This window comes from Clostridium sp. (assembly GCF_047718555.1).
GTDB lineage: Bacteria > Bacillota > Clostridia > Clostridiales > Clostridiaceae > Clostridium_I.
This window is the reverse complement of record NZ_JBDNRK010000038.1, coordinates 17,728-40,260: the sequence shown is the minus strand read 5'-3', so window position 1 is coordinate 40,260 and position 22,533 is coordinate 17,728. Positions and strand designations below refer to the sequence as shown.

17 protein-coding genes are annotated in these 22,533 nt (G+C 31.9%); 9 read left to right on the top strand and 8 right to left on the bottom strand.

Annotated features, from left to right (window positions below; all coding sequences use genetic code 11):
- Nucleotides 1–83: 83 nt before the first annotated feature.
- The 4 genes from ABF633_RS14400 to ABF633_RS14385 all read right to left on the bottom strand — a co-directional run bounded on the left by ABF633_RS14400 (nucleotide 84) and on the right by ABF633_RS14385 (nucleotide 3,941).
- A complete protein-coding gene (locus ABF633_RS14400) occupies nucleotides 84–2,252 on the bottom strand; it encodes an HAD-IC family P-type ATPase (RefSeq protein WP_415524586.1) in 2,169 nt (722 codons plus the stop codon).
- A 143-nt stretch (nucleotides 2,253–2,395) separates the two neighbouring features.
- Nucleotides 2,396–2,611, bottom strand: a complete 216-nt coding sequence (locus ABF633_RS14395; RefSeq protein WP_415524584.1) for a hypothetical protein — start codon at nucleotides 2,609–2,611, stop codon at nucleotides 2,396–2,398.
- A gap of 446 nt (nucleotides 2,612–3,057) precedes the next feature.
- Nucleotides 3,058–3,330, bottom strand: coding sequence for a hypothetical protein (locus tag ABF633_RS14390; RefSeq protein ID WP_415524583.1), 273 nt, complete (start codon nucleotides 3,328–3,330; stop codon nucleotides 3,058–3,060).
- A 107-nt stretch (nucleotides 3,331–3,437) separates the two neighbouring features.
- On the bottom strand, nucleotides 3,438–3,941 hold the full coding sequence (locus ABF633_RS14385; protein WP_415524582.1) for a hypothetical protein: 504 nt from the start codon (nucleotides 3,939–3,941) through the stop codon (nucleotides 3,438–3,440).
- Nucleotides 3,942–4,273: 332 nt separating this feature from the next.
- On the opposite strand from ABF633_RS14385, the gene ABF633_RS14380 reads away from it, so the two are divergent.
- A complete protein-coding gene (locus ABF633_RS14380; protein WP_415524581.1) occupies nucleotides 4,274–7,237 on the top strand; it encodes an HAD-IC family P-type ATPase in 2,964 nt (987 codons plus the stop codon).
- Between the two features lie 153 nt (nucleotides 7,238–7,390).
- Here the strand turns inward: ABF633_RS14380 and ABF633_RS14375 are convergent, their stop codons facing one another.
- A complete protein-coding gene (locus ABF633_RS14375) occupies nucleotides 7,391–7,900 on the bottom strand; it encodes a flavin reductase family protein (protein ID WP_415524580.1) in 510 nt (169 codons plus the stop codon).
- 437 nt (nucleotides 7,901–8,337) lie between these two features.
- Here ABF633_RS14375 and ABF633_RS14370 point away from each other — a divergent pair, with 437 nt between their 5' ends.
- Nucleotides 8,338–8,946: an NUDIX hydrolase gene (locus ABF633_RS14370; RefSeq protein WP_415524579.1), complete on the top strand. Its 609-nt coding sequence runs from the start codon at nucleotides 8,338–8,340 to the stop codon at nucleotides 8,944–8,946.
- A gap of 65 nt (nucleotides 8,947–9,011) precedes the next feature.
- Here ABF633_RS14370 and ABF633_RS14365 read toward each other — a convergent pair whose 3' ends face one another.
- Nucleotides 9,012–10,265, bottom strand: a complete 1,254-nt coding sequence (locus ABF633_RS14365; RefSeq protein WP_415524578.1) for a cytochrome P450 — start codon at nucleotides 10,263–10,265, stop codon at nucleotides 9,012–9,014.
- Nucleotides 10,266–10,826: 561 nt separating this feature from the next.
- Nucleotides 10,827–12,074 carry an ROK family transcriptional regulator gene (locus tag ABF633_RS14360; RefSeq protein ID WP_415524577.1) on the bottom strand — a complete coding sequence of 416 codons (1,248 nt, stop codon included), beginning with the start codon at nucleotides 12,072–12,074 and terminating at the stop codon, nucleotides 10,827–10,829.
- 883 nt (nucleotides 12,075–12,957) lie between these two features.
- Between ABF633_RS14360 and ABF633_RS14355 the strand changes: the two genes are divergently transcribed.
- The 7 genes from ABF633_RS14355 (at nucleotide 12,958) to ABF633_RS14325 (ending at nucleotide 21,884) form a co-directional block, all read left to right on the top strand.
- The gene (locus ABF633_RS14355) at nucleotides 12,958–14,292 is read left to right on the top strand and encodes an L-fucose/L-arabinose isomerase family protein (RefSeq protein WP_415524576.1); all 1,335 of its coding nucleotides are present in this window, start codon (nucleotides 12,958–12,960) and stop codon (nucleotides 14,290–14,292) included.
- A 166-nt stretch (nucleotides 14,293–14,458) separates the two neighbouring features.
- The gene (locus ABF633_RS14350) at nucleotides 14,459–15,136 is read left to right on the top strand and encodes a DUF4867 family protein (protein WP_415524575.1); all 678 of its coding nucleotides are present in this window, start codon (nucleotides 14,459–14,461) and stop codon (nucleotides 15,134–15,136) included.
- A 12-nt stretch (nucleotides 15,137–15,148) separates the two neighbouring features.
- Nucleotides 15,149–17,152 carry an alpha-glucosidase gene (locus ABF633_RS14345; RefSeq protein WP_415524574.1) on the top strand — a complete coding sequence of 668 codons (2,004 nt, stop codon included), beginning with the start codon at nucleotides 15,149–15,151 and terminating at the stop codon, nucleotides 17,150–17,152.
- A gap of 469 nt (nucleotides 17,153–17,621) precedes the next feature.
- Entirely contained in the window at nucleotides 17,622–19,547 is a 1,926-nt protein-coding gene (locus ABF633_RS14340) for an ATP-binding protein (protein ID WP_415524573.1), read from the top strand.
- A 289-nt stretch (nucleotides 19,548–19,836) separates the two neighbouring features.
- Nucleotides 19,837–20,262: a YkvA family protein gene (locus ABF633_RS14335; protein ID WP_415524572.1), complete on the top strand. Its 426-nt coding sequence runs from the start codon at nucleotides 19,837–19,839 to the stop codon at nucleotides 20,260–20,262.
- A gap of 229 nt (nucleotides 20,263–20,491) precedes the next feature.
- Complete coding sequence (locus ABF633_RS14330; protein ID WP_415524571.1) at nucleotides 20,492–21,445, top strand: DMT family transporter; 954 nt, start codon at nucleotides 20,492–20,494, stop codon at nucleotides 21,443–21,445.
- A gap of 64 nt (nucleotides 21,446–21,509) precedes the next feature.
- The gene (locus tag ABF633_RS14325; protein WP_415524570.1) at nucleotides 21,510–21,884 is read left to right on the top strand and encodes a molybdopterin-dependent oxidoreductase; all 375 of its coding nucleotides are present in this window, start codon (nucleotides 21,510–21,512) and stop codon (nucleotides 21,882–21,884) included.
- A 245-nt stretch (nucleotides 21,885–22,129) separates the two neighbouring features.
- Here the strand turns inward: ABF633_RS14325 and ABF633_RS14320 are convergent, their stop codons facing one another.
- Nucleotides 22,130–22,507: a hypothetical protein gene (locus ABF633_RS14320; RefSeq protein WP_415524569.1), complete on the bottom strand. Its 378-nt coding sequence runs from the start codon at nucleotides 22,505–22,507 to the stop codon at nucleotides 22,130–22,132.
- Nucleotides 22,508–22,533: the final 26 nt, after the last annotated feature.

The window sequence follows — 22,533 nt, the reverse complement described above, 5'->3', positions numbered from 1 at the left end:
GTTCAACGCCAAGTAAGCCATGCATTTGCAGTTCTAAAATTCAGATGGGGTAAAAGAATCCCCACCTGAATTAAGAACTTGCTTCAATTGATTTTAGAAGAACTATAATTATCATTAAATTTAAAGTTTTTAGGAGATTTAAATTTTATTCTCTCATTCATAGCTAATACAATTATTGAATTAATTGTATTTAAAGATTTTGCAGTAAATGCATCAAAGTACCCGAAAAATGCCATTGTTCCTAAAAATATATTGTATAATTCGGAGACGGCAATACTTTGTTTCATAAGTCTATATGACTTTTTAGATAGTGAAATAAAATCTGCAAGGCTTTCCATATTATCATCAAATACAATACAATCTGAATGAAGCTTTACTTTATCGCAAGCGGAACTGCAAAAAGATATGCTTATATCGGCAGCTTTCATTGCCTGTGAGTCATTTATGCCGTCACCTACCATCATTATAGTCTTTTTATCTTTCATGCTATTTATAACAGTTTCCTTGTCTGAAGCAGTACATTCACTATAGACATTGTTTATTCCCAGTAATTTGGCAGTATTATTTGCCTTTTCATCTACATCTCCTGTTAAAAGGTATATATCATTAAGACCCAAAGCTTTTAATTTTTTAATTAAATACATAGATCCATTTCTTATAATGTCTTCTAAAACCAATATAGCACAAAGTTTTCTGTCGATACTTACCAGTATTGGTGTATAGAGATTTTTTTCAAAGTTGTAGTAGTCCATTTCAGCTATCTTAATGTTTATATTTTTAGCTTTCATAAGCTTTATGTTTCCAATTAATACATGATGGTTGTTAAAGTTTGCTTCAATTCCACTAGAGGGTATGAGTGTAGAATTAGTTACTTTACTAATATCATAATTTCCAGCCTCTTTTTGAAGAGCTATTGAGATTGGATGATAATTATCTAATTCACTTGCAGCACATATCTCTAAAAGTTCATTTTTTGAATAAAAATCAGTGTAAAGTTTTGTTTCTTTTATTCTCATAATTCCTTCAGTTAGAGTACCAGTTTTATCGAAAACTATACTGTCTGTATTTATAACTTTTTCTAGGGAATTTGGATTCTTATAGTAAATTTTATGTTTATGCAAAAGTGAAAAATAATTTCTCATTCCACTGTTTAATGCTGTAGTTGAAGCTGCCGGGCATAAAACTAGTAATATTGAAAGAGCATTCAGCATATTTCCTGTTAATATGTAATTTAAGGCGGATACGCCTATAGAAATAGGAGCAACATTGTTCTGATAGCGTCTGATCTTTTTGCTTATAATCATATTTTCAAGTACAGCTTTAGGTTTCATAGAAGGCTTTGGAATTTCCAAAACCTTAGCTTTTATATTTCCAGAAAGCAATGTTATTCCCTCATGACCGGTGTTTCCCTTTTTTAATTGACTGACTACTGGCTGGCCATTGTAGTATAGAGTATTAACAATGCAGTTACCATCTTCCACAATAGTTTCTGATGGAATCATTTCTCCAGTGTGAACACGTATGTTATCACCAATATTTAATGTTTCTACTGGTACTAAAAATTCTTTATTGTCATTGTCAATGAGCCATGCCATGCCAGCATTTTTCCTTGTACTTTGACCAAGTTGCCTTATGCAATTTACCTCAGCTGATAATTTTATGTACTCACTTAAGGATTTTAAGAATAATACAAACATACCTTTTGAATTTTCACGCATGATTATAAGTCCAAGAGCAGTTAATTTCAATAATATATCTGTATCGGTTGGGACGTGTTTTGTAAATTTTTTATAGAATGTTTTTAAAAGAGGATACCCTCCTATAATAGTAACAACTGAAGCTGCCTCTAATATTTTTACATTTGTACTAAATGAAAATTTACCATGAAAATTTTGCTTGATTTTAAAAGAAATATAGGCAAGGCCAAAGGAAATAAGTTTTAGTTTCGCTTTATCTCGTTTTTCAATTGTTTCAAAATATTTATCATAAGTTTTTAGGTCTCTTCTTTCGTTTTTTAATACGGACAAAAGAGCTTTTTTAATATTACCTTTTATAAGGTTATAATTTGATTTTTTTTCATCATAAATAACAAGAATTGTTCCAGTATTTATATTTATTTTGCTATAGTTTACTCCGTACAAATTATCAATATAAACACTTATATATTTAGCTAGTGCTCTGTCCTTATAAACACTGTTAGCCTTAAATCTTACACGTCCAGGTAAAACATGTAATTCATACAAAATTATCACCACCTGTAAATGTGACATACTCCCACCACATATACTGTGATTGGTGGTGGGAGCTTCTTGGGAGGTACCAACTAACGTCAGTATACTAACCAAGCTAACTCCGTTTGCCCAACGGTTTTTTGTAATCTATGTACTTTTATTTTCTAGGTTAAATCTTCCTTGCTTTTATTATTTTTATTACGATTTTCAAGTGCTTCCTCATTAATACTGCTGAGACAGTCTATTGCTTCATCTTTCATAGTTACAGCCTTACTTAGAAAAGTTATTGCAGCAGGCTTTAAATAAGATTTTGTCTTTGGTAAAATTTTTACTATGATTATTCCAGCTGCTGCTCCCAAAAGCAATTTGTTAATATTCATATTATGAACCTCCACGTTAAGGCACATTCAAATAAATAACTAGTCAGTATGCTAGCCTATTTTAACCTGACTAACTTGGCGTAAGTCTCCCACGCACTCTGTGAAAGTGGGAGTTCAACGCCAAGTAAGCCATGCATTTGCAGTTCTAAGATTCAGATGGGGTAAAAGAATCCCACCTGAATTAAGAACTTGCTTCAATCCTACTGCGTCAACAGGACCCTCAGATAGCTCACTATCCTCAGAACCTGTTTCCTTGTATGATTCAAAATATACGTCGCATCTTTGACTTACTATTTATTTTCATATGCCTAAAAAGTAATTGAACATTAGTCTATATGCATCGTAAAGAAATAACTAATAAGTATACTTTCGGATGCTGTATTTTAATTATTGACCAATATATATATTTTAATAACGTGGAGAGCAAATTTTAATATTTTTTTAAATTATTTAAACATCATACGTCTAAATACTTTTTTATAAATGTCTTTATTTCCACTACTTTCACTAGCTACCAAAAAATAATCACTTAAACTTTTTAGATAATTTGCCCAAGAGACAACATATTCTTTTTCACAAGATGGATTAGAGTTGATATCTTCCAGGGTAAGTTTTATGCAATCTTTTATTATGGACTGAGAATTATATAGTCTCTCTTCTACATTTTTAAGATTTTGTGTTTTAGAAGAGGTATTTTCATCTAGAACAGTAAACTTCATAAATAGACTCCTTTCCCATTACGTAAAAGACATTAAAAAAAATAACCGGTCATCAAGTAGTGTAGTTTGTTATCTATTTTTAGGTACTTAAGTTTAGAAAAAGAAATTTAGCCTTGCTCTGCAGTATGAATTCTTCTTTTTTTGCTCTCGTATTGTGCTTCAGCAAAAATATCTTCGGCATTTTCCTTTACATTGTATGCACCTTCTAAAGCTTTATCAGCTACAGTATAAATTCCGCTTAAGGTTCCAACTGCTAATCTTCTTAAAGGTCTGCCTACTAAATTTCTTAGTGAAAAATTCATTCTAGATCTATCAACATTGGCATGTCTAGTAGTACCTGGATCAACAGTAATTCTATCTAACCTTTCAAGTATATCTCCAATATTTTTATTGATATCTCCAAAGCTTGAATGCATAGTTTTTATGCTTTCCTCCATGCCATTTTTCATATTCTCTAATGATTGTACTTCCTTACTTAAATTATCATATTTTTCTTGAAGTGATTTTAAATTATCTTCAGTAACCTTATTATTTTCAGCAGTATCAGTAGCATTAATTTTGCTAGTACTGTTTTCTATTTTGTTATTGTTATTTTCCATATATGTATCCATATATATCAAACCTCCATTAAAGTATTCTTAAATTTATTAATGTATCCAATTATTAGATGCTGTGACAATCTTGACGTCTAAAGAAAAAACGAATAAATACATAGATATATCATTTACTATAAATAAAAATTTAATACATGGAAATTCAAAAATAATTTTGTACCTTAAGTTCCTCTTTTCTCACAAATATGAATATTTTTTATAAAGCTTGGGAAACTAAAACAACTAATTAAGGCATTTTCAAATAAATAATTGATTATTTGACTTGCTGTTTATTCACGATGATTAGATAGAAATTATATTATACTTTAATATGAAAAAGGATGATGAATATGAGTCAGAGCGCTGCTGCCAGTGTTGATTGCAATAGTATATGTAGAAAAGAAGTCATACTTTATAGAAGAATAAGAATACCAGTAAGATATATTTACAGAAGCAAACAAAATGCTCAACATGTAGAAGTGCTATTGTATAAGAGACAGGGAATCAAATTTGTAAAAGCAAATCCAATAACTGCAAAAATACTTATTTTATATGATGAACATATAATTAATGAAGAAACTATAGTAGATTTCTTGGAAAGAGTTATTGATGAGCTAAAAATACAAAACAAAAATGCCAGAAAGGATATCAGTGGGAATTACAATGAAGAAATTGCACTTGCTATAGCACCAAATTTAATGGGAAATGAGTCCAATGGCAATACGTGGCATGCTATGAATATTAAATACATAAAGGCTGTTTTAAAGACAAATTACGAAAAGGGTATATCAAATAGATCTGCAGAGGATAGATTAAGAAATTTTGGATTAAACGTTATTTCGGAAAATAAAAAAAAATCCATACTTCAAAAGTTATTTAGCAATCTAAATGATACATCTGCCAGACTTTTAGTTGGAGTAGGTATAGCTTCATTTTTCTTAGGGCAGATTGCAGATGCAATAGTTGTACTTGGTATAGTTTTTGTTGAAACTTCATTAGGAATAATCCATCAGAATAGGGCGGAAAAATCTATACATTCACTTAAAAATATGATTGTTCATAAGGCAACGGTATTGCGAGGAGGACGAGAATTAGAAATAGAATCAAAGAATTTAGTACCTGGAGACATTATATTAATAGATGCTGGAGAAAAAGTTCCTGCTGATGCAAGAATAATTCAATGTAATTACCTTAGAGTTAATGAATCCTCACTTACAGGTGAATCAGTACCAATAGCAAAAAGTACAAGGATTTGTGATAAAAATGTGGAACTTGCAAGCAGGGACAACATGCTGTATATGGGAACTAATATAGTTTCAGGCAATGCCACAGCTGTAGTAGTAGAAACAGGTATGAATACTGAGATAGGTAATATTGCTGCGATGCTTCAGAATATAAAATTAGATGAAACTCCACTGCAGAGAAGGATGAAAAATTTCACACAAAAACTAACAAGGATTTGTATTTTACTCTGTATTGGAGTAGGTGCAGTGGGAATTCTTTCAGGGAGAAGCTTAGCTGAAGTCTTAACTCTATCCGTCAGCTTTTCTGTTGGTGCTTTACCGGAAAGTCTGCCAGCAGTAGTGGCTATAGCCATGGGCTTAAGTGTTCAAAGACTTGCAAATAGAAATGCTATAGTTAGAAAAATGAATGCTGTGGAAACACTTGGATGTGCTAATGTGATTTGCTGTGATAAAACTGGAACACTTACATTAAATGAAATGACAGTAAAGAAAATATACTGTGATAAGTCATTGTATAAAGTCACAGGACTTGGCTATGAGCCAAAGGGAGAAATGATTCTTTTAGAGGGAGAGCCTAATAAAAACCATTCTACAGAGGAACTCTTAAAAGCAGGAATTTTGTGCAGTGATGCAAAGCTTGTGAAACAGGAAAATAAATGGCAGGTACAGGGAGATCCAACAGAAGGAGCACTTTTAACTGCGGCTGCAAAATGTAACATAGATGAAGAAGATGTGAAAGAGGCATTTGAAAGGGTAAGAGAAATTCCCTTTGATAGCTGCAGAAGATACATGACGGTGGTAGTAAAAAGTGAGAATCACATAAGAGCCTATTGTAAAGGGGCTTTTACTGAGGTTATTGATAAATGCAGTATGATTTATGAAGATGGAGAGGAAAGATTATTTACAAAGGCAGATAAAGAAAGAATAATATCAATTCGTGATGATATGACAGGCGAAGCTCTAAGGGTATTGACTTTTGCATATAAAGATTTAAAGTGTGAAAATGAGGAAATTGATGGTAATTTTACCTTCTTAGGGTTAGATGCCATGGAAGATTCCCCAAGACTTGAAGTGAAAAATTCTATAAAAAAATGTCATAATGCAGGCATAAAGGTGGTTATGATAACTGGTGACAATAAGGATACAGCTTCTTCCATAGGAAAACAACTGGGTCTATTAGATGGAGGCTTAGTGGTATCTGGAGCTGAACTTGAAGATATGAGTGATGAGGAACTGGACTCCAAAATAAGTAATATAGAAATATTTGCAAGAACATCACCAGAACAAAAACTTAGAATTGTAAAAGCTTTTAAACGGTTTGGATATGTGGTCGCTATGACGGGAGATGGTGTCAATGATGCGCCGGCTATAAAAGAAGCCAGTATAGGTATTGCCATGGGTAATAATGGCAGTGACGTTGCAAAAGATGCAGCAGATATTACTTTGGTGGATGATGATTTTTCAACTATAGTAAGAGCAATTGAAGAGGGTAGAGCTGTATCTAATAACATAAAAAATACAACAAAATATCTTTTAGCAGGCAGTCTCGGAGAAATAATAGCAATAGGAGCATGTTCTTTTGTCAGTGGAATGCTGCCACTAATTCCAATTCAAATACTTTGGACTAATGTTATTTGCGAAACTATATTAGGAGCCTCTCTTGCAGTTGAGTCTCCTTCCGAAAATGTTATGGATTATCCTCCTGTTGAGAGAAATGCACCTCTTATTGGTAAGGGTATGAGCTCTAAAATTATAAAAAGAGGAATTGGAATTGGACTTACTAGTGCAGCCGTTTTTGAGGGATATAATATGTTGGGATTTGGAGTTCAAAAGGCAAGAACAATGGCTTTTTGCAATTTGATTTTGACTCAGCTTGTCAATGTACATGATTGCAGGAATAATAAAAAAGTAATGAGTAATAGGTACATGACCTATTCTACCCTATCTTCAGCAGCATTACTCGGAATCATAATATATGTTCCAGTTATAGGTTCAATTTTTGGAACAGTACCTCTTGGAATTGCTGATGCAGGTGTACTTTTAGCATCAACTTCAGTTAGCAGAGTTTAAAAAATATGAATAGTCAGTTTCTATTGATTTTTTTATTGATAATTAAAAAATAGTAGCTGTCCAATTGCGTGTGGGGCTACTATTTTTTTGAGATTTTTTTTATAAGTAACACTACTAATGTTAATAGTGTTATGAAGAAAAAATCACATTTTACTATTCTTTTATAAGTACTTTTTCAATTTCTGCTATATACAGTGTGTGGTAATCTTTGTCGGGATACCATTTTGTATCAAGTTCACTTTCAATGAAGAATTCAGGCTTAAACTCCTGTGCATATAGTTTTTTGCATATAAATACAAGATTTGCTTCTTCAAAATATGGTGTATCATCTGAATGCTCAATTGTCAAATTAGCCTTGGAAATTTTATCTTCATCTCTACCAGATACAGTTCCAAGATAGCCCAATTGTTTTTTGAAACTTTTATCAAGAACTGATAGAGAAAAGCTGCTGGAGTTATCTATAAATTCTTTAGTATAACGCTGAGGTCTTATAACAATGTGGGCTACATTTTTACCCCACATAACGCCAAAACCGCCCCAAGATGCAGTCATTGTATTAACTTTGTTATCTTTTTCTGCAGTAACAAGCATCCAATCAGTGCCTACAATTTGAAATAGATTTTTATTTAATTCTTCAGGTTTGATTTCTGTAAAATTGCTCATAATTTACTCTCCTTCTAACACCTAATTTTATAGGGTATAATCACCCTAATTATGGTTAAATTCATATAGTGACTAGCTATTTTAATATATAGTTGATATTTAACTCATATAATAAAATAGTAACACATAAATAATAACGAAAGCTAGTATGCACTTTAATGTTATATAGTATACAAGAGGAAAGTAATGAAGTTTATAAAATATAATGATATAATGTATCTAATAATTTATTTCGTCTTGGTGAGAAAGGGCGAAGTAATGAATGGTAATATTTACACCCAAGCGATGTAATTTTTTCCAGTCTTAATTCGTCATCTTCTTATATGACGAATTATCCATAAAGTTGACAGCACGCTATACATAAAAAATAGTATAAAAGAGGTGAATTTTAGTGAGGGTTTAGTACTTGTAATATACTCTCTCATTAAATATAAATTATGAATAAAAACAGAATAAAGAAAATCTCAATATTAGCACAGACAAAATTTCTAAGTCTTTATGATGCAGAATATGAAAAGAAAAATGGAAAAACAGGGCAGTGGGCCATGGCTTCAAGAAAGGATCTTGAAACTCTTAATGGACAGTGCTTTGAAAATAGAGAAGAGAAAACAGATGCGGCCATAATTGCTGCACTGCATGAAGAATCAAATAGATTAGTTTGCATAAGACAATTCAGAGTACCCTTAAATGATTACATATATGAATTGCCAGCAGGGCTCATTGATGGGGAAGAGAATTTTGAGGAATCAGCTGCCAGAGAACTTAGAGAAGAAACGGGATTCAAACTTGCAAAAATAAATCATGAAAAAACTAGAAAGAGGATATATGCTTCTCCAGGTATGACTGATGAATCAGCAGCTATGGTATTCTGTACCTGCACTGGAGATGGTTCGGATCAGCAACTTGAAGAAGAGGAAGATATAGAGGTAATGCTTCTTTCTCAGGAGGATGTAAGAGATTTACTTAAGAAAGATGTTAAAATTGATATAAAGGCCTATATGGTTTTCCAGACCTTTGTGGAAATAGGAGAGAAGCTGTTTAAATAAAAAGTTTAAAACAGTCCGGGTTGTGCCGCCCGGACTATTAGCTAACTAATTTATTTACCTACAGTTTAAAATTTTCGTTTAATATTATTCATAACAAATCCACTCTTAGGCAATGTAGGTATTCTGGCCATATCATAGCTTAAATCTTGATGGGGGACTTCAAATTCAATTTTGTTCACAAGGAAATCCAGGGTTGTTTTCATAATTTCCACGGTAATACCTTCCCCCGGGCAGCGGTGTCCTTTGGCAGGATCGCCTCCACCTTGGGGGATGAAATCAAATAAATTGTCCTTCCGTTCTTTAAAACGCTCTGGCAGGAATTCATAAGGATTATTCCATATTCTGGAGTCGTGATTGGTACCGTAAATGTCAAGTAATACGAGCATTCCCTCTTTGAATTCACATTGATTCCAGATAAAATCTTTTCGTACCCTTGCGCCTAGGAAAGGGGTAAATGGATAGTAGCGACGAACTTCCTGTACGAACATTTCAAGATTATTACTGTGGCCTGTAAGCAACTTATCTTTATACTCTGAATGTTTATGTAATGCTAAAGCAGTGAAAGTTATAAAGGTTGAAATAGCAACAATGGGCCGTAGTATGTTAATAAGTTCTACTGCAGCCATTTGAGTATCAAGCTGACCGCCATGAAGTTCTCTGTGAAATGCTATTGCATAAAGTGCTGAACCTTCTTCAGCCTTTAGCTTACCAGCTCGGACATCTTCAATTACACTACTTATCCACTCCTCAGCTCTAGACCTTGCTCTTCTTCCTTTCCAGTGTCGCGGTCCCACTGCTCCGAAAGCATCAACCATTGCACTAAAATCTTCTGCCCGATCTTTTACTGCAGATTCAGGAAGTGGAACTCCAGCCCAATGGCATGCTGCCCAGCATAGAATATTCTTTGCTTCATCGAAAAGTACAATTTCACCAGCACTTTTCCAGTTGTCAATAGAAGCTTGCAACTTCTCCATTGTAAGTTTAGCAAGATGCTTTTGATGAGCCGGGGTCATCAGTGACATGAAAAGAAGCTTTCGGTGAATATGTGCGTCACCATCCATAGTTTGGATTGCATTCATGCCAAACAATGTTTTTTGTATCCGCTTGGGTGCCGCACCTTTTCTTTGAAATCGTTCCGGATCGTAAAATATTTTCGATGCTTCTTCTCCGCTCATACAAATTACTTTTTCTCCAAGCAAGTGTGCCTCAAATAGATTGGACTGATACTGATCAATTCTGTTTTTGATAAATAAATACCCCTCCTGAGATAGAGCGAGAGTGTGGCTTTTATCATGTGGTACTCGTTCCTTCATTAACATATATCTATGTTCTCCTCTCTGTGCTAATTAGAAAATATATTTGATTCAGGTAAAGTCCTTCAATCTTTGGAAAATTTTCTTTGACATTTTATTTTCCCCAGTATACCTAGAAATTATTTATAATATATCAAATACAAAAATAACAATTTCATGACAATTACAGTATATACAACTGCGATCCTTGGTGGATAAAATTGAAAATACAAAGTGAGTTTAAAATTAAATTATAAGGAGCTGTCTTAAGGGGAATAACTGTTGATTAAGTTTGAGAATGGCCTTGCTTACTTATTAAAAATCATATTTTCACCTGACTAACTTGGCGTAAGACTCCCACGCACTCTGTGAAAGCGATTCACACAAAATTAAAAAAAAGATTTTGGTTCTCTGCTTTTCTTCAAGTGGGAGTTCAACGCCAAGTAAGCCATGCATTTGCAGTTCTAAAATTCAGATGGGGTAAAAAATCCCCACCTGAATTAAGAACTTGCTTCAATATTAGAATAGATAAAAAGCTGTATCATAATACGTACATATGCATTATGATACAGCTCCTTTTTTTAAAAACTAATTCACTGATTCAAGCAAGACTTTTCCACCTTCGTCATAGAAAAATTTTCTTAATGCCAGGGCTACTCCGCCTAAAAATTTATATTTATAGTCCATATTGCTAACATTAATTATATCAGGTATATCGTGGTTACCTGTAATATCTTTTAAATATAATTTTAATTTATCTATGAAAAAATTATATTTAAAAGCTTCGCCATAAAGAACCACTTGTTTAGGATCATACAGGGTAATAGCCGTAGATAGAGCTACGGCAAAATAAAAGGTAGCTTCATCGAGAATATCATCTATGTGTTTATCGCCTTTCTGAGAACTTTCAATAATATGAAGTAAATTTATATTTTCAGACTTTCCTTCAATAAGCTTATAAAGAAAAGGGGTTTTATCTTTAGAAAAAGTTTTTTTAGTCTTAACAAGAATTGCATTTGGAGAAGCCTCTGTTTCAAGGCAGCCTCTTTTACCACATTTACACAACTCTCCATGATGTTTAACTATTATATGACCAAGTTCTCCAGCATTATTATTGCTGCCCTCATATATTTCATTATTAATAATGATGGCTGTTCCTATTCCGGGGCCATATTTAACGAATATCATATTGTTTTCAATAATTTCAGAGGAATTAAAATCTATTTCAGCCATGGCTAAAGCCCGTACATTGTTATCAACGCATACTGGAATATTAAGCTGTTGTTCAAGAAGTTCTTTTATGGGCATGTTTCTTTCAAAAACACCATAAGCGTTTTTGCTTATACCCTTTAGTTTGTCTACAGAGCCAATAATGCCTACACCCATTCCTAAGATATCCTGTCTCTTCACATTGTTTTTCCAAAACAAATTAATACAAGTATCACTTATAAGCTTTAAAATATTGAGTGTGGATTTACTGATTTTTTCAGAAATATCAAACTGCTTACTATCTAAAATTTGTCCCTTTAAATTGCAAAGTCCTATACTGAGACTTTCACTTTCAATAGAGATTCCTACAACATATTTTGAATTATAATTTATGTCTATTAGTACTTTTTTTCTTCCTGCTCTCTTATTGGGTTCTATTTGCTGGCCTCTTTCAGTAATAATTCCTTCGTCTTTCATTTCATTAGTGATTATAGTTACTGCAGCAGGAGTAAGGTTGATTATATTTGATATATCTTTACGTGGAAGAGCACCGTAATTTTTTATGGTCATCAATATTTGCTTTCTGTTTTTTTTCTTTAAATCTAAAAAATTAACGCCTTTTTCCATTGTAAAACTCCATTTCATAATAAATTTATATTTTTCACCCCAGGGGTGAAATTTTTTACAATTTTAATTTTCAACAGGAAGGTTGTTTTGCCTTTTTATTATATTACTAATTAGAATTTTAAATATACAGTCAGCCTATCATTAATTGTTTACAATGTCAATAATTAATACTGTTAATTAATAAATACATACTAAACTTATATGAGAACTAAAGAATTTGTAAATTAAAACTTTTTATAATATATGTATATTAATATTAGCCGTAATCTATCTAGTATAGAAGATCTTATTGAGGAAAAAATTAAGTAGTAGGTATTATAAAAATATGGTATTTTTAATTAATTAATATTGTTAATTAATTATTGACACTGAGAAATATCTGTGCTACTATTAATTAAACATATAGGAATAGTATACAAATAAAGCTGATCAGAAAAACTGAAGGCTAATACTATTTAGGGACCAATTATATTAGGTTTTAAGAAAGTAACATATATAAGCTGAAATTAAAATTTTACATTTAATTAGTAACGGCTAAATAGAAGCGAGTTAGCTAAAATAGATGTTCTATAAGGAAGATAATTTTGCTGCAACATATATATTGAAGATTTAACCTGACTAACTTGGCGTAAGTCTCCCACGCACACAGCGAAAGCGATTCACACAAAATCTAAGATTTTGGTTCTCTGCTTTTCTTCAAGTGGGAGTTCAACGCCAAGTAAGCCATGCATTTGCAGTTCTAAAATTCAGATGGGGTAAAAGAATCCCCACCTGAATTAAGAACTTGCTTCAAAGTTTTGTATTATAACCATACAAAATCAGCTATGTCAAGGGGCTTAATGCCTTGCACACTAGAAATTTATAACAGGAGATGTTTTAAGCAATGAATATAAAAATAGCATTTTTCTCACTTGCTCGTACTACCTTTTTTATGCCTAGTGCTGAGGAGAATTTTAAAAAATCCTGTGATATGTTGAAGGGAATCTTCAATAATATAAGTATACCAGAAGAGCTGCTCACTTCTCCGGAAATGCTCAGTGAATTTTCAGATACTCTGCCTCAGCAGGATTTAATTATTTATCAATGCAGTACATTTATAGGGGGTGAGTTTGTTACTGAACTGACCCGCCAATTTAATTGTCCTATAGTTGTCTGGGCGGTAAGGGAGCCTTCTATTGATGGAGGACGTTTAAAGCTTAACTCCTTAACAGGGGCCTTTTCTGCAGGTAACAGCCTGCGTATGCAGGGGCATCAGCATGAATTTGTATTTGGAAATCCAGAGGAAAAAGCTGTTATTACGAAACTTCGTAAAATTGGCAGTGCAGTGGAAATGACTAAAAAATTAAGGAATCTAGTTATAGGAGTAATAGGTTCACAGCCTCAGGGCTTTGGTTTTGGCGATATTGATGAGGCTAAACTCTCAGGTACCTTTGGCACTAGAATTGTGAGAACAGAGGCTGCCAGCATAATGAACAAGGCTTCTGCCTACAGTAATGAGGATATTGCTAAAGCTCTTGAAGAACTAAGGTCCCGTACAGAAGGCTATGATAAAATTCCTAAAGAGAATTTAGAAAAATATGCTAGGCTGCGCAGAGCTTATGAAGATTTTATAGAAGAAACAGGAGCCGGTGCAGTGGCATCCCGCTGCTGGCCAGATTTCTTTACAGGCTTTGGAGCGCCGGTTTGTGCTGTACTCTCCATGTTAAATGATAATGGTGTTGCTGCCTCCTGTGAAACAGATATTGGGGGCGTAATAAGTATGTTTATTGGTGCTGGTTTTAGTGGGGAGGCAACCTATTTTGGCGACCCTGTTGCAGTGGACGAAAAATGTGACGGCATAGTTTACTGGCACTGCGGAGCGGGGGCAAGCACCCTTGCCAATGATAAGGAAGGCTCTAAACTAGGCGTTCATCCAAATCGTAAAATTGGACCAACTATGGAATTTGGTCTTAAAAGCGGTGAAGTTACAGTGTTAAGACTTGGAAAAGATAGAGATGGTTTTCGTATGTTTATTTTCAAAGGAGAAGCTTTAGAAGAGCCACAAAAGTTTTTTGGCACTTCTGTAACCGTAAGACCAGAAGGGGGAAAAGCTGCTGAAAAGATAGCAGAATTTGTTAGAGATGGCTGGGAGCCTCATTTTGTGGTTGCTTATGGTGATGTGAGGGAAGAGATTAAAACTATGTGCAGTTTTTTAGGCATTAAAGTTTTAGAGTATTAATAATAAAAGTTTCAAACATTAATAAAGTATTCAATAATGTTTGTTTGTATTTTTGTGTTGGAATATCAATTATATGAGTTTCAACCTATTTTATGTTTTGAAAATTACTATGGCCACCACTCTTTTAGCATGTGGTTATTATTTTATATAAAAGAGGTAATTTACAATGGATTTAGAACAATTGATAAAAATAAATAATCATATAGAAATTAAAGATGTTCAGGATAAAGCTTTTATTAAATATGGGAAAATAATAAATGATTATAATTTTAATGAGCTAACTGAATATATGGAGAAAAAGACGCAGATACCATCTAAAGGCAATATTTACGTGGCTTCAGTTAGTGAAATGGAAAATACAAAAATAAGAGAAAGATTAGAAAATGAGTTTTATGGTGAAATACCTATAGAAATAGGTTATTGTAATGGAAGCAATTCAACTTTAAATGGTCTTGAATACCATAAGGGCAGTGAAATAAATGTGGCTGTTACGGATATGGTACTGCTCCTTGGAGAATTAAAGGATGTAAGTAATAATAAGTATGATTCCAGTAGAGTTGAAGCTTTTTTTATTAAGAAGGGAACAGCGATACAGCTATATGAAACTACGTTACACTTTGGCCCTTGTAAAACATCAAAGAATGGCTTTAAGTGTATAGTAATACTAATTAAAGGAACTAATGAGCCTTTAAGAGAAACTGCATTAAAACATAATAGAGATATACTTTTATTTGCAAAGAATAAGTGGCTTTTGGCTCATCCGGAAAGAAAATCTCTTATTGAAAAAGGGGCCTATGCTGGAATAATTGGTGAGAATATTGAGATAAGATTTCAAAATGATTAGGAGATTCAATAAATGGAGTTTATTAATATAGAAAATGGATTTAGTATACTGGTTAATGGTAAAAAAATAATTACTCATACTATTGAAAAGCCATGGATATATGTAGGAAAGGGAGAAGCTACCTATGATATGTTTCGTGGTAATTTTAAAATAAAAGATTATTTAATAGAAAAGATAGCACTTAATGATTTTCAGGTGTGTAAACAGGAAGATGAAATAATAGTTACTTTTTCTAAAAATGGATTTAATTCTTTGAAGGTTTTATTTATTACAGAGGATGGAAGAACAGTAGTTAAATTTTTAGAGAATGCTGATAAACTGAATAGACTTTGGCTAAGAATTACAGCTGAGAAAGAAGAACATATATACGGCTGTGGAGAACAATTTTCAGATTTTGATTTAAGGGGAAAGAATTATCCTTTATGGACTTCTGAGCAAGGTGTAGGAAGAAATAAAAATACATATACAACATTTCTGGCAGACAAACTGGATCAGGCTGGAGGAGATTATTATACTACATTTTTCCCACAGCCTACCTTTGTATCCAGCAGAAAATATTATTGCCATGTAGACAGCAGCGTGTATATGGATTTTGATTTTAGTCATGAGGAGTTTCATGAACTGCAAATATGGGGTATGCCAGAGAAATTGATTTTCGAAACAGGGGAAACCTATGTGGAATTAGTGGTAAAACTGACGGCGTTATTAGGAAGACAGCCGGAACTCCCAGAATGGGTTTATGATGGTGTATGTCTTGGAATTCAGGGAGGAACAGAGGTAGTATTGAATAAACTGGAGAATGCCATCCAAAAGGGTTTAAAGATAAGTGGTATATGGGCTCAGGATTGGGAAGGAATAAGAATGACTTCCTTTGGGAAAAGGCTTATGTGGAACTGGCAATGGAACAAGAAATTGTATCCAAAGCTTGATATAAAAATAAAGGAATTGAGAGAAAGAGGTATAAGATTTTTAGGTTACATAAATCCTTATATTGCTGTAGAAGGTGATTTATTTAAAGAAGCCAGTAAAAAAGGATATTTAGCTAAGAATAACAAGGGCAAAGACTATTTAGTGGAATTTGGAGAATTCTATGCAGGGGTAGTAGACTTTACTATACCTGAAGCCTGTGAATGGTATAAGAGTGTAATCAAAAGAGAAATGATTGATTTTGGACTTTCCGGATGGATGGCTGATTTCGGTGAATATCTGCCAACAGATGTTATTTTAAACAATGGAGTCAGTGCTGAAATAATGCATAATGCATGGCCTGCTATATGGGCAAAGCTAAATAGAGAAGCAGTAGAAGAAGCGGGAAAGCTTCAGGATATTACATTCTTCATGAGAGCAGGTTATACAGGAAGTCAAAAATACTGCACAATGATGTGGGCAGGGGATCAAAATGTGGATTGGAGCCTGGATGATGGATTGGCTTCTGTAATTCCAGCAGCATTATCCCTAGGAATGACAGGATGCGGACTTCATCACAGTGATATTGGAGGCTATACTACTCTATTTGAAATGAAGAGAACAAAAGAATTATTTATGAGATGGGCTGAAATGGCTGCATTTACCACCGTAATGAGAACTCATGAAGGCAATAGACCGGAGGATAATTGGCAGTTCGATTCAGATGAGGAAACGCTGCAGCATTTTGCAAAGATGAGCAGAATATATACTACTTTAAAACCATACACTAAAGCTCTGGTAAAGGAAAATTCAGAAATTGGAGTTCCTGTACAAAGACCTTTGTTTATGCATTACGAACAGGATAAAAGGGCTTATGATATTAAATATGAATATTTATATGGAAGGGATATATTAGTAGCACCAGTTTATGAACCAGGTAAAGCTGCTTGGAAGGTATATCTTCCAGAAGATGAATGGGTACATCTATGGACTGGTAATGTATATAGAGGTGGAGATATAGAAGTGGAAGTACCACTTGGTAAGCCTGCGGTATTTTATAGAAAAGTCTCTGAATATATTGAGGTATTTAAGGCGTTGACGGATATTTAATTCACCCTAAGGATGAGTTAAGGACGGAAGTGAACTTGTTTCAGCAAGCTGAAACATCGGTAAATCAGGTGGGGAGTCTACCACACCTGATTGGAAAATCCCACCTTCGCTTCGCTCAGAGGCGGAGGTCTGAACCTTTCAGTCAGGAAAAGATAAAAATATCCATAAATTCCATAAATCACACCCACGGGCTTTTAAATAATAAGCATTAATACATAAATATTATGTGTTAATGCTCATTATTATTTTTATAGTTTTATATAGAATTTTAAGAGTATAAGGTATATAAATATATATTAACTGCGAAATATGTCAAAAAAAGAGAACTCTTTTTTTATATTTTTGATTATTTTATATAGTATAATTATACATAGTAGTAGATATCAGTATTAATAAATAAAGTATATGAAATTTTTACTATAAATAACAAAAATAAAAAGCACATTAATTGAAAGCAGAGGGATATGTAATGAAATATACTTTAAAAGCTATTAAAAAACTATTTTTTTGTAGTAATAATAATTTTATTACTAAAGTTAGTAGGGATTTCGTAGATTTTAGTGGATATTCAGAAGATGAATTGGTTGGAAAATCTCTTAATGAAATAAGTATGTTACTTAGAATTGATTCTGTAGTGAATCTTGAAGATATTAAAGATAAATTTGAAGGTTATATGTTTACTAAACAGTGCAATGCTAGAGAAGTAACTATTATTTGTAAATATTTAGAAGGCAATAATAAAAGAGAATATTATTTTAGAGAAAAACCAAATTCACGTATTGAGGACAAGATGATGTTTGTGGCACAGATTTGTAAAAATGATAAAATTGGAACTGCAATTTGGAGCTTTCCGGATTTTATTATGCTTAATTGTAATAATAAGTTTTTAAACTACTTTTACCCATCTTATGCTAAAAGAGAAAATTGTATAGGAAAATATAAGAAGGAAATAGTAAATGGTATTGAAGATGATAATATAGATAAAATATGGTCTGCTATAAAAAGGACTGGAGAATCCTATCATATAAATGAATTTAAACATGAAGATAAAGTAAATGGAACTAGCTATTGGAATTTAATTTTTGTACCTATATATGTAGATAATAATATTAAATACGTAGTAGAAAATAAATGGGATATAACGGAGAAAATACTAGGTAGAGAATTAAGGGATAAACAGAGCAAAATCATTGAAAATCATATGTTTATAGATAAGCAATATAAAATTTTAAATCGGGTGATAGAAGAATTAGATTTACCAGTATTAAGATTTTCCTATCCAGATTTAAAACTTTTAGATATTAATAAAAAAGCCTACAGTTTTCTAAAGCTAGAAAATTCATCTATAGATTCTATATCATCTATTAAAGGCATGAATTATAAAGATATAGTTAATAGTTTTGATAAAGATTATATTCTTAAACATGTTAAAAGTATAATAGAGAAAAATAAAATGTCCTATTCTAAATATAGAAAATTTACAATTTTAGGTGAAGAAAAATTTGTAAATACAATATATCAGCCTGTTTTTGGAATTAATAATGAAGCGGTAGAGATAGTTGCCATTGGAATTGATGTTACTGAAGAGATAATGGCTAATAGGGAAATGAAAAAAACTCTTAAAGTACAGGAAGAAATTTTTGCAAATTTATCTCATGAGATGAGAACACCTTTAAATGTAATTTTTAGTGCAGTTCAATTAATTGAATTGTATTTAAATGATAAATCTTTCTGTGGAGATAAGGAGAGGTTTAATAGAAATATACATTCAATAAAGAAAAATTGTTATAGGCTATCTAGAATAATAAATAATATGGTGGACTTATCAAGAATAAAATTAGGTGACTTCGAAGTAAATTTATCTAATGAAAATATAGTTAGTATGCTTAGAAATATAGTTAAAGATATATCGGAATATTTTAAAGGCAAAGATGTTAATATTGTTTTTAATACAGATATAGATGAAAAGATTATTGCATATGATGCTAACAATATCTGTAGGGCTATTCTTAATCTCATTTCAAATGCTATTAAATTTTCAGAAAATAGCGGTGAGATTTCTATAGAACTAAGAGATAAAAATGATTTTATTGAAATATTTGTAAAGGATAAGGGGATTGGTATTGAAAAAGGAAATTTACAGAATATATTTGAAAAGTTTAAACAAGTGGACAAGTCTTTTCAAAGAAATACAGAGGGCATTGGCATAGGGTTATATATAGTAAAGTCCATTGTTGAATTGCATTATGGAAATATAAGTGTAAAAAGTAAATTAGGCGAAGGTAGTATATTTAAAGTAACATTACCTGCAAGAACTGTAGAAACAAATAATAATAGAAATATATTATTTAGTGATAAAATGATAAAGGCGGAGTTTTCTGATATATATCTATAATTGGCAATTTTCCATATCTTACACCTCCGAGATGTAAAATTTTCCATCTTTGAAAAATAATACTCCGCAGGGATGAATAATTTTATGATATAATCTCGTAGGAGAGTAGTGCTTTATCAATGAATCTTATTTAGTGGGAGTTTTTAATCCCACTAAATTTAGATGAATTATCCAGGAATGTGTCGCTGTTATGTCCACCTTGTAGAAGGTGGAGTGTTACAGCGACTAGTTATCGGATAAGTTTGTTTTAAATTTAAATACAGAAAATTGATTAGTCTCGAGGTGTTTTATGAAAAATAAATTAAGTAAAAGACACAGTATGGGTATTTCAATAATTATGAAAAGAGCTAAAAAAATGAAAAAGGAGATTGGGGCATTATATTTTGCATATAAACGTCCGGATGTACCTTTTTATGCAAAATTAGTTTCAATATTAGTAGTATGTTATGCTTTAAGCCCTATTGACTTGATACCTGATTTTATACCAATTTTAGGATACGTAGATGACTTGATTATATTACCACTGGGTATTGCCTTTGCTATAAGACTAATACCTAGTGATATTATGAATGAATGCAGACAGCAATCAGAAAATATTTTTAAAGAGGGTAAGCCTAAAAAATGGATTGCTGGAGTTATTATAATATGTATTTGGATTATAATAATCAGTTACATTTTAATTAAAATAATTTCTGTAATTTACCCTGGGAAGTAATTTGTTTCAATTTTCACTTGCTATAGTGATGCGAATTATTTTATTATTAATTAGTAAATACTTGTCCAGCAGTATTTTCATTCCTGGTTATGCCGAGGCCGGAATGGATGGCTAATTGGTAAATGATTTAAAAAGTTAATATAAAGCTGTTTAGGGATCTTGATATTACTGAATTTAAGAGGAATAGTAGTAAATTTAGACGAAATATAAAATAAAGGATTTGACAGAATTGAACAATAAAAAAATTTTTACAAATAGAAAGATAGTAATACTGCTTGCCTCATTTTGCTGTATATTATGGGGAAGTGCCTACCCAGGAGTTAAGAGTGGATATGCTCTTTTTAAAATAAGTACAGATAATATATTTTCTGAGTTGTCTTTCGCAGGGTACAGATTTATAATAGCAGGATTGATGGTTTTAATAGTTGCTTTATTTTCATCTAAGAATTTATTTTCATTAACAAGAAAAAATATAAAAGAACTTATACTTTTAGGTTTAACTCAAACAACCCTACAGTATATGTTTTTTTATATTGGACTTGCGCATACTAGTGGTGTAAAAGCTTCTATAATGAATTCAACATCTGCTTTTTTCAGCGTCATACTTGCCCATTTCCTGTATAATGATGATAGAATAAATTCTCAAAAAGCAATTGGATGTATATTGGGATTTATTGGTGTATTGTTAGTGAATTTCAGCAGTGACCTTTTAAATTTCAGCTTTAAAATTAAAGGTGAGGGTTTCATTGCTGTAGCTGCCTTTGCATTTTCTGCCTGCTCAATTTATGGAAAAAAGATTTGCAAAAGCATAGATTCCATGCTGGTAACTGGTTATCAATTGCTAATTGGTGGACTAGTTTTACTGATTTTAGGTATTTCCAATAAAGGTCATGTTACAAACTTTACAATAGGTTCTACCCTTGTTTTATTATATCTTGGACTGCTTTCAGCTGTGGCTTTTTCCATATGGACAATACTTTTAAAATATAATAAAGTTGGTTCAATCGCTCTTTTCAATTTTTTGATTCCAGTATCTGGTGCTATTTTATCATCAATATTTCTAAAAGAAAATATTTTTGACTGGGAAAACGCCGTTGCACTTATATTAGTATGTATTGGAATTTACATAGTAAATCATCATCCAAATAAATTATTGAAAACTTTAAGATTTAATATGAAATAAATGAAGTTTGATTTTAATGTTTAGTATTTTGTAATGTATATTGAAGTTGAAAGGTTGATGTACAATGCAGCAGAAGATAATTAAAACAACCTGTACAAGAGATTATCCCAATACCTGTGGATTACTGGCAGTGGTTGAAAATGATAGAGCGATAAAATTAATTGGAAATAAGGAGCATCCCATTAGTGAAGGGAGAACTTGTATAAAATGTACTCACTATTTAGAACGGGTTTATCATAAGGAAAGAGTATTACATCCACTAAAGAAAGTAGATGGGAAGTTTAAACGTATTTCCTGGGATGAGGCTCTAGATGAAATTGCCAATAGAATTAAAGAAATATGCAGGGTGAAAACACCAGAGTCTATACTGTACTATATTATGAGACCAGAGTTAATGTACAAAAGATCCATAGCAGGTAGAAATTTGTTTTTAAGGTAAGTATAAAACATAATACATTAATGGTTTAAAATTTATGTGATAATAATTCAAAATTTAAGTCATAATATTTTTAATGATATTGCCCTGATTATTACAAGATATATAAAGAATGCGCATAGATTTGATTTACACAAATCTATGTATGTTCCCAATAATATATTCCTCTAAAATTATAACTTTATGTTTTTAATTATTTGTTATTTACAAAAGTTAAAAGTTCTTCACCCTTGTCATAATACTTATACTTATTCTACATATCCATAACCGATAATTTTATAGTTATCTGATGATGCAAACACAATCATATTATTGGGCATTGAAATGTTTTTTGTTGGAAAATCAATAACATACACTTCTTTACCAATATAAGATTTGTCATTTATAATACCCATGTTTTCATTTAATGTTATTTTACTCAGTTTACTGTATCTCCAGCTTCCTTTTACTCGATCTTTATTTTTTGAAGTTAGCTGGTTCCACACTATTTCTCTAACATCTCGTTCTTTTACAATTATATTGCTTTGTTCTTTTACTGTTACACTATTTGATTCTTTTTTATTTGAACAAGCAATGAGTCCTATAAAGAGAATTAATGAAAAAATAATTAAAATAAATTTCTTCATATTTTACCTCCTCGTATGGAATAAAT

Coding starts and splice junctions, on each gene's coding strand:
- ABF633_RS14360 (WP_415524577.1), bottom strand. CDS start 12,074: ATGGAAAAAGGCGTTAATTTTTTAGATTTAAAGAAAAAAAACAGAAAG.
- ABF633_RS14340 (WP_415524573.1), top strand. CDS start 17,622: ATGAAATATACTTTAAAAGCTATTAAAAAACTATTTTTTTGTAGTAAT.
- ABF633_RS14350 (WP_415524575.1), top strand. CDS start 14,459: ATGGATTTAGAACAATTGATAAAAATAAATAATCATATAGAAATTAAA.
- ABF633_RS14380 (WP_415524581.1), top strand. CDS start 4,274: ATGAGTCAGAGCGCTGCTGCCAGTGTTGATTGCAATAGTATATGTAGA.
- ABF633_RS14365 (WP_415524578.1), bottom strand. CDS start 10,265: ATGTTAATGAAGGAACGAGTACCACATGATAAAAGCCACACTCTCGCT.
- ABF633_RS14395 (WP_415524584.1), bottom strand. CDS start 2,611: ATGAATATTAACAAATTGCTTTTGGGAGCAGCAGCTGGAATAATCATA.
- ABF633_RS14390 (WP_415524583.1), bottom strand. CDS start 3,330: ATGAAGTTTACTGTTCTAGATGAAAATACCTCTTCTAAAACACAAAAT.
- ABF633_RS14335 (WP_415524572.1), top strand. CDS start 19,837: ATGAAAAATAAATTAAGTAAAAGACACAGTATGGGTATTTCAATAATT.
- ABF633_RS14385 (WP_415524582.1), bottom strand. CDS start 3,941: ATGGATACATATATGGAAAATAACAATAACAAAATAGAAAACAGTACT.
- ABF633_RS14320 (WP_415524569.1), bottom strand. CDS start 22,507: ATGAAGAAATTTATTTTAATTATTTTTTCATTAATTCTCTTTATAGGA.
- ABF633_RS14370 (WP_415524579.1), top strand. CDS start 8,338: ATGAATAAAAACAGAATAAAGAAAATCTCAATATTAGCACAGACAAAA.
- ABF633_RS14375 (WP_415524580.1), bottom strand. CDS start 7,900: ATGAGCAATTTTACAGAAATCAAACCTGAAGAATTAAATAAAAATCTA.
- ABF633_RS14355 (WP_415524576.1), top strand. CDS start 12,958: ATGAATATAAAAATAGCATTTTTCTCACTTGCTCGTACTACCTTTTTT.
- ABF633_RS14345 (WP_415524574.1), top strand. CDS start 15,149: ATGGAGTTTATTAATATAGAAAATGGATTTAGTATACTGGTTAATGGT.
- ABF633_RS14325 (WP_415524570.1), top strand. CDS start 21,510: ATGCAGCAGAAGATAATTAAAACAACCTGTACAAGAGATTATCCCAAT.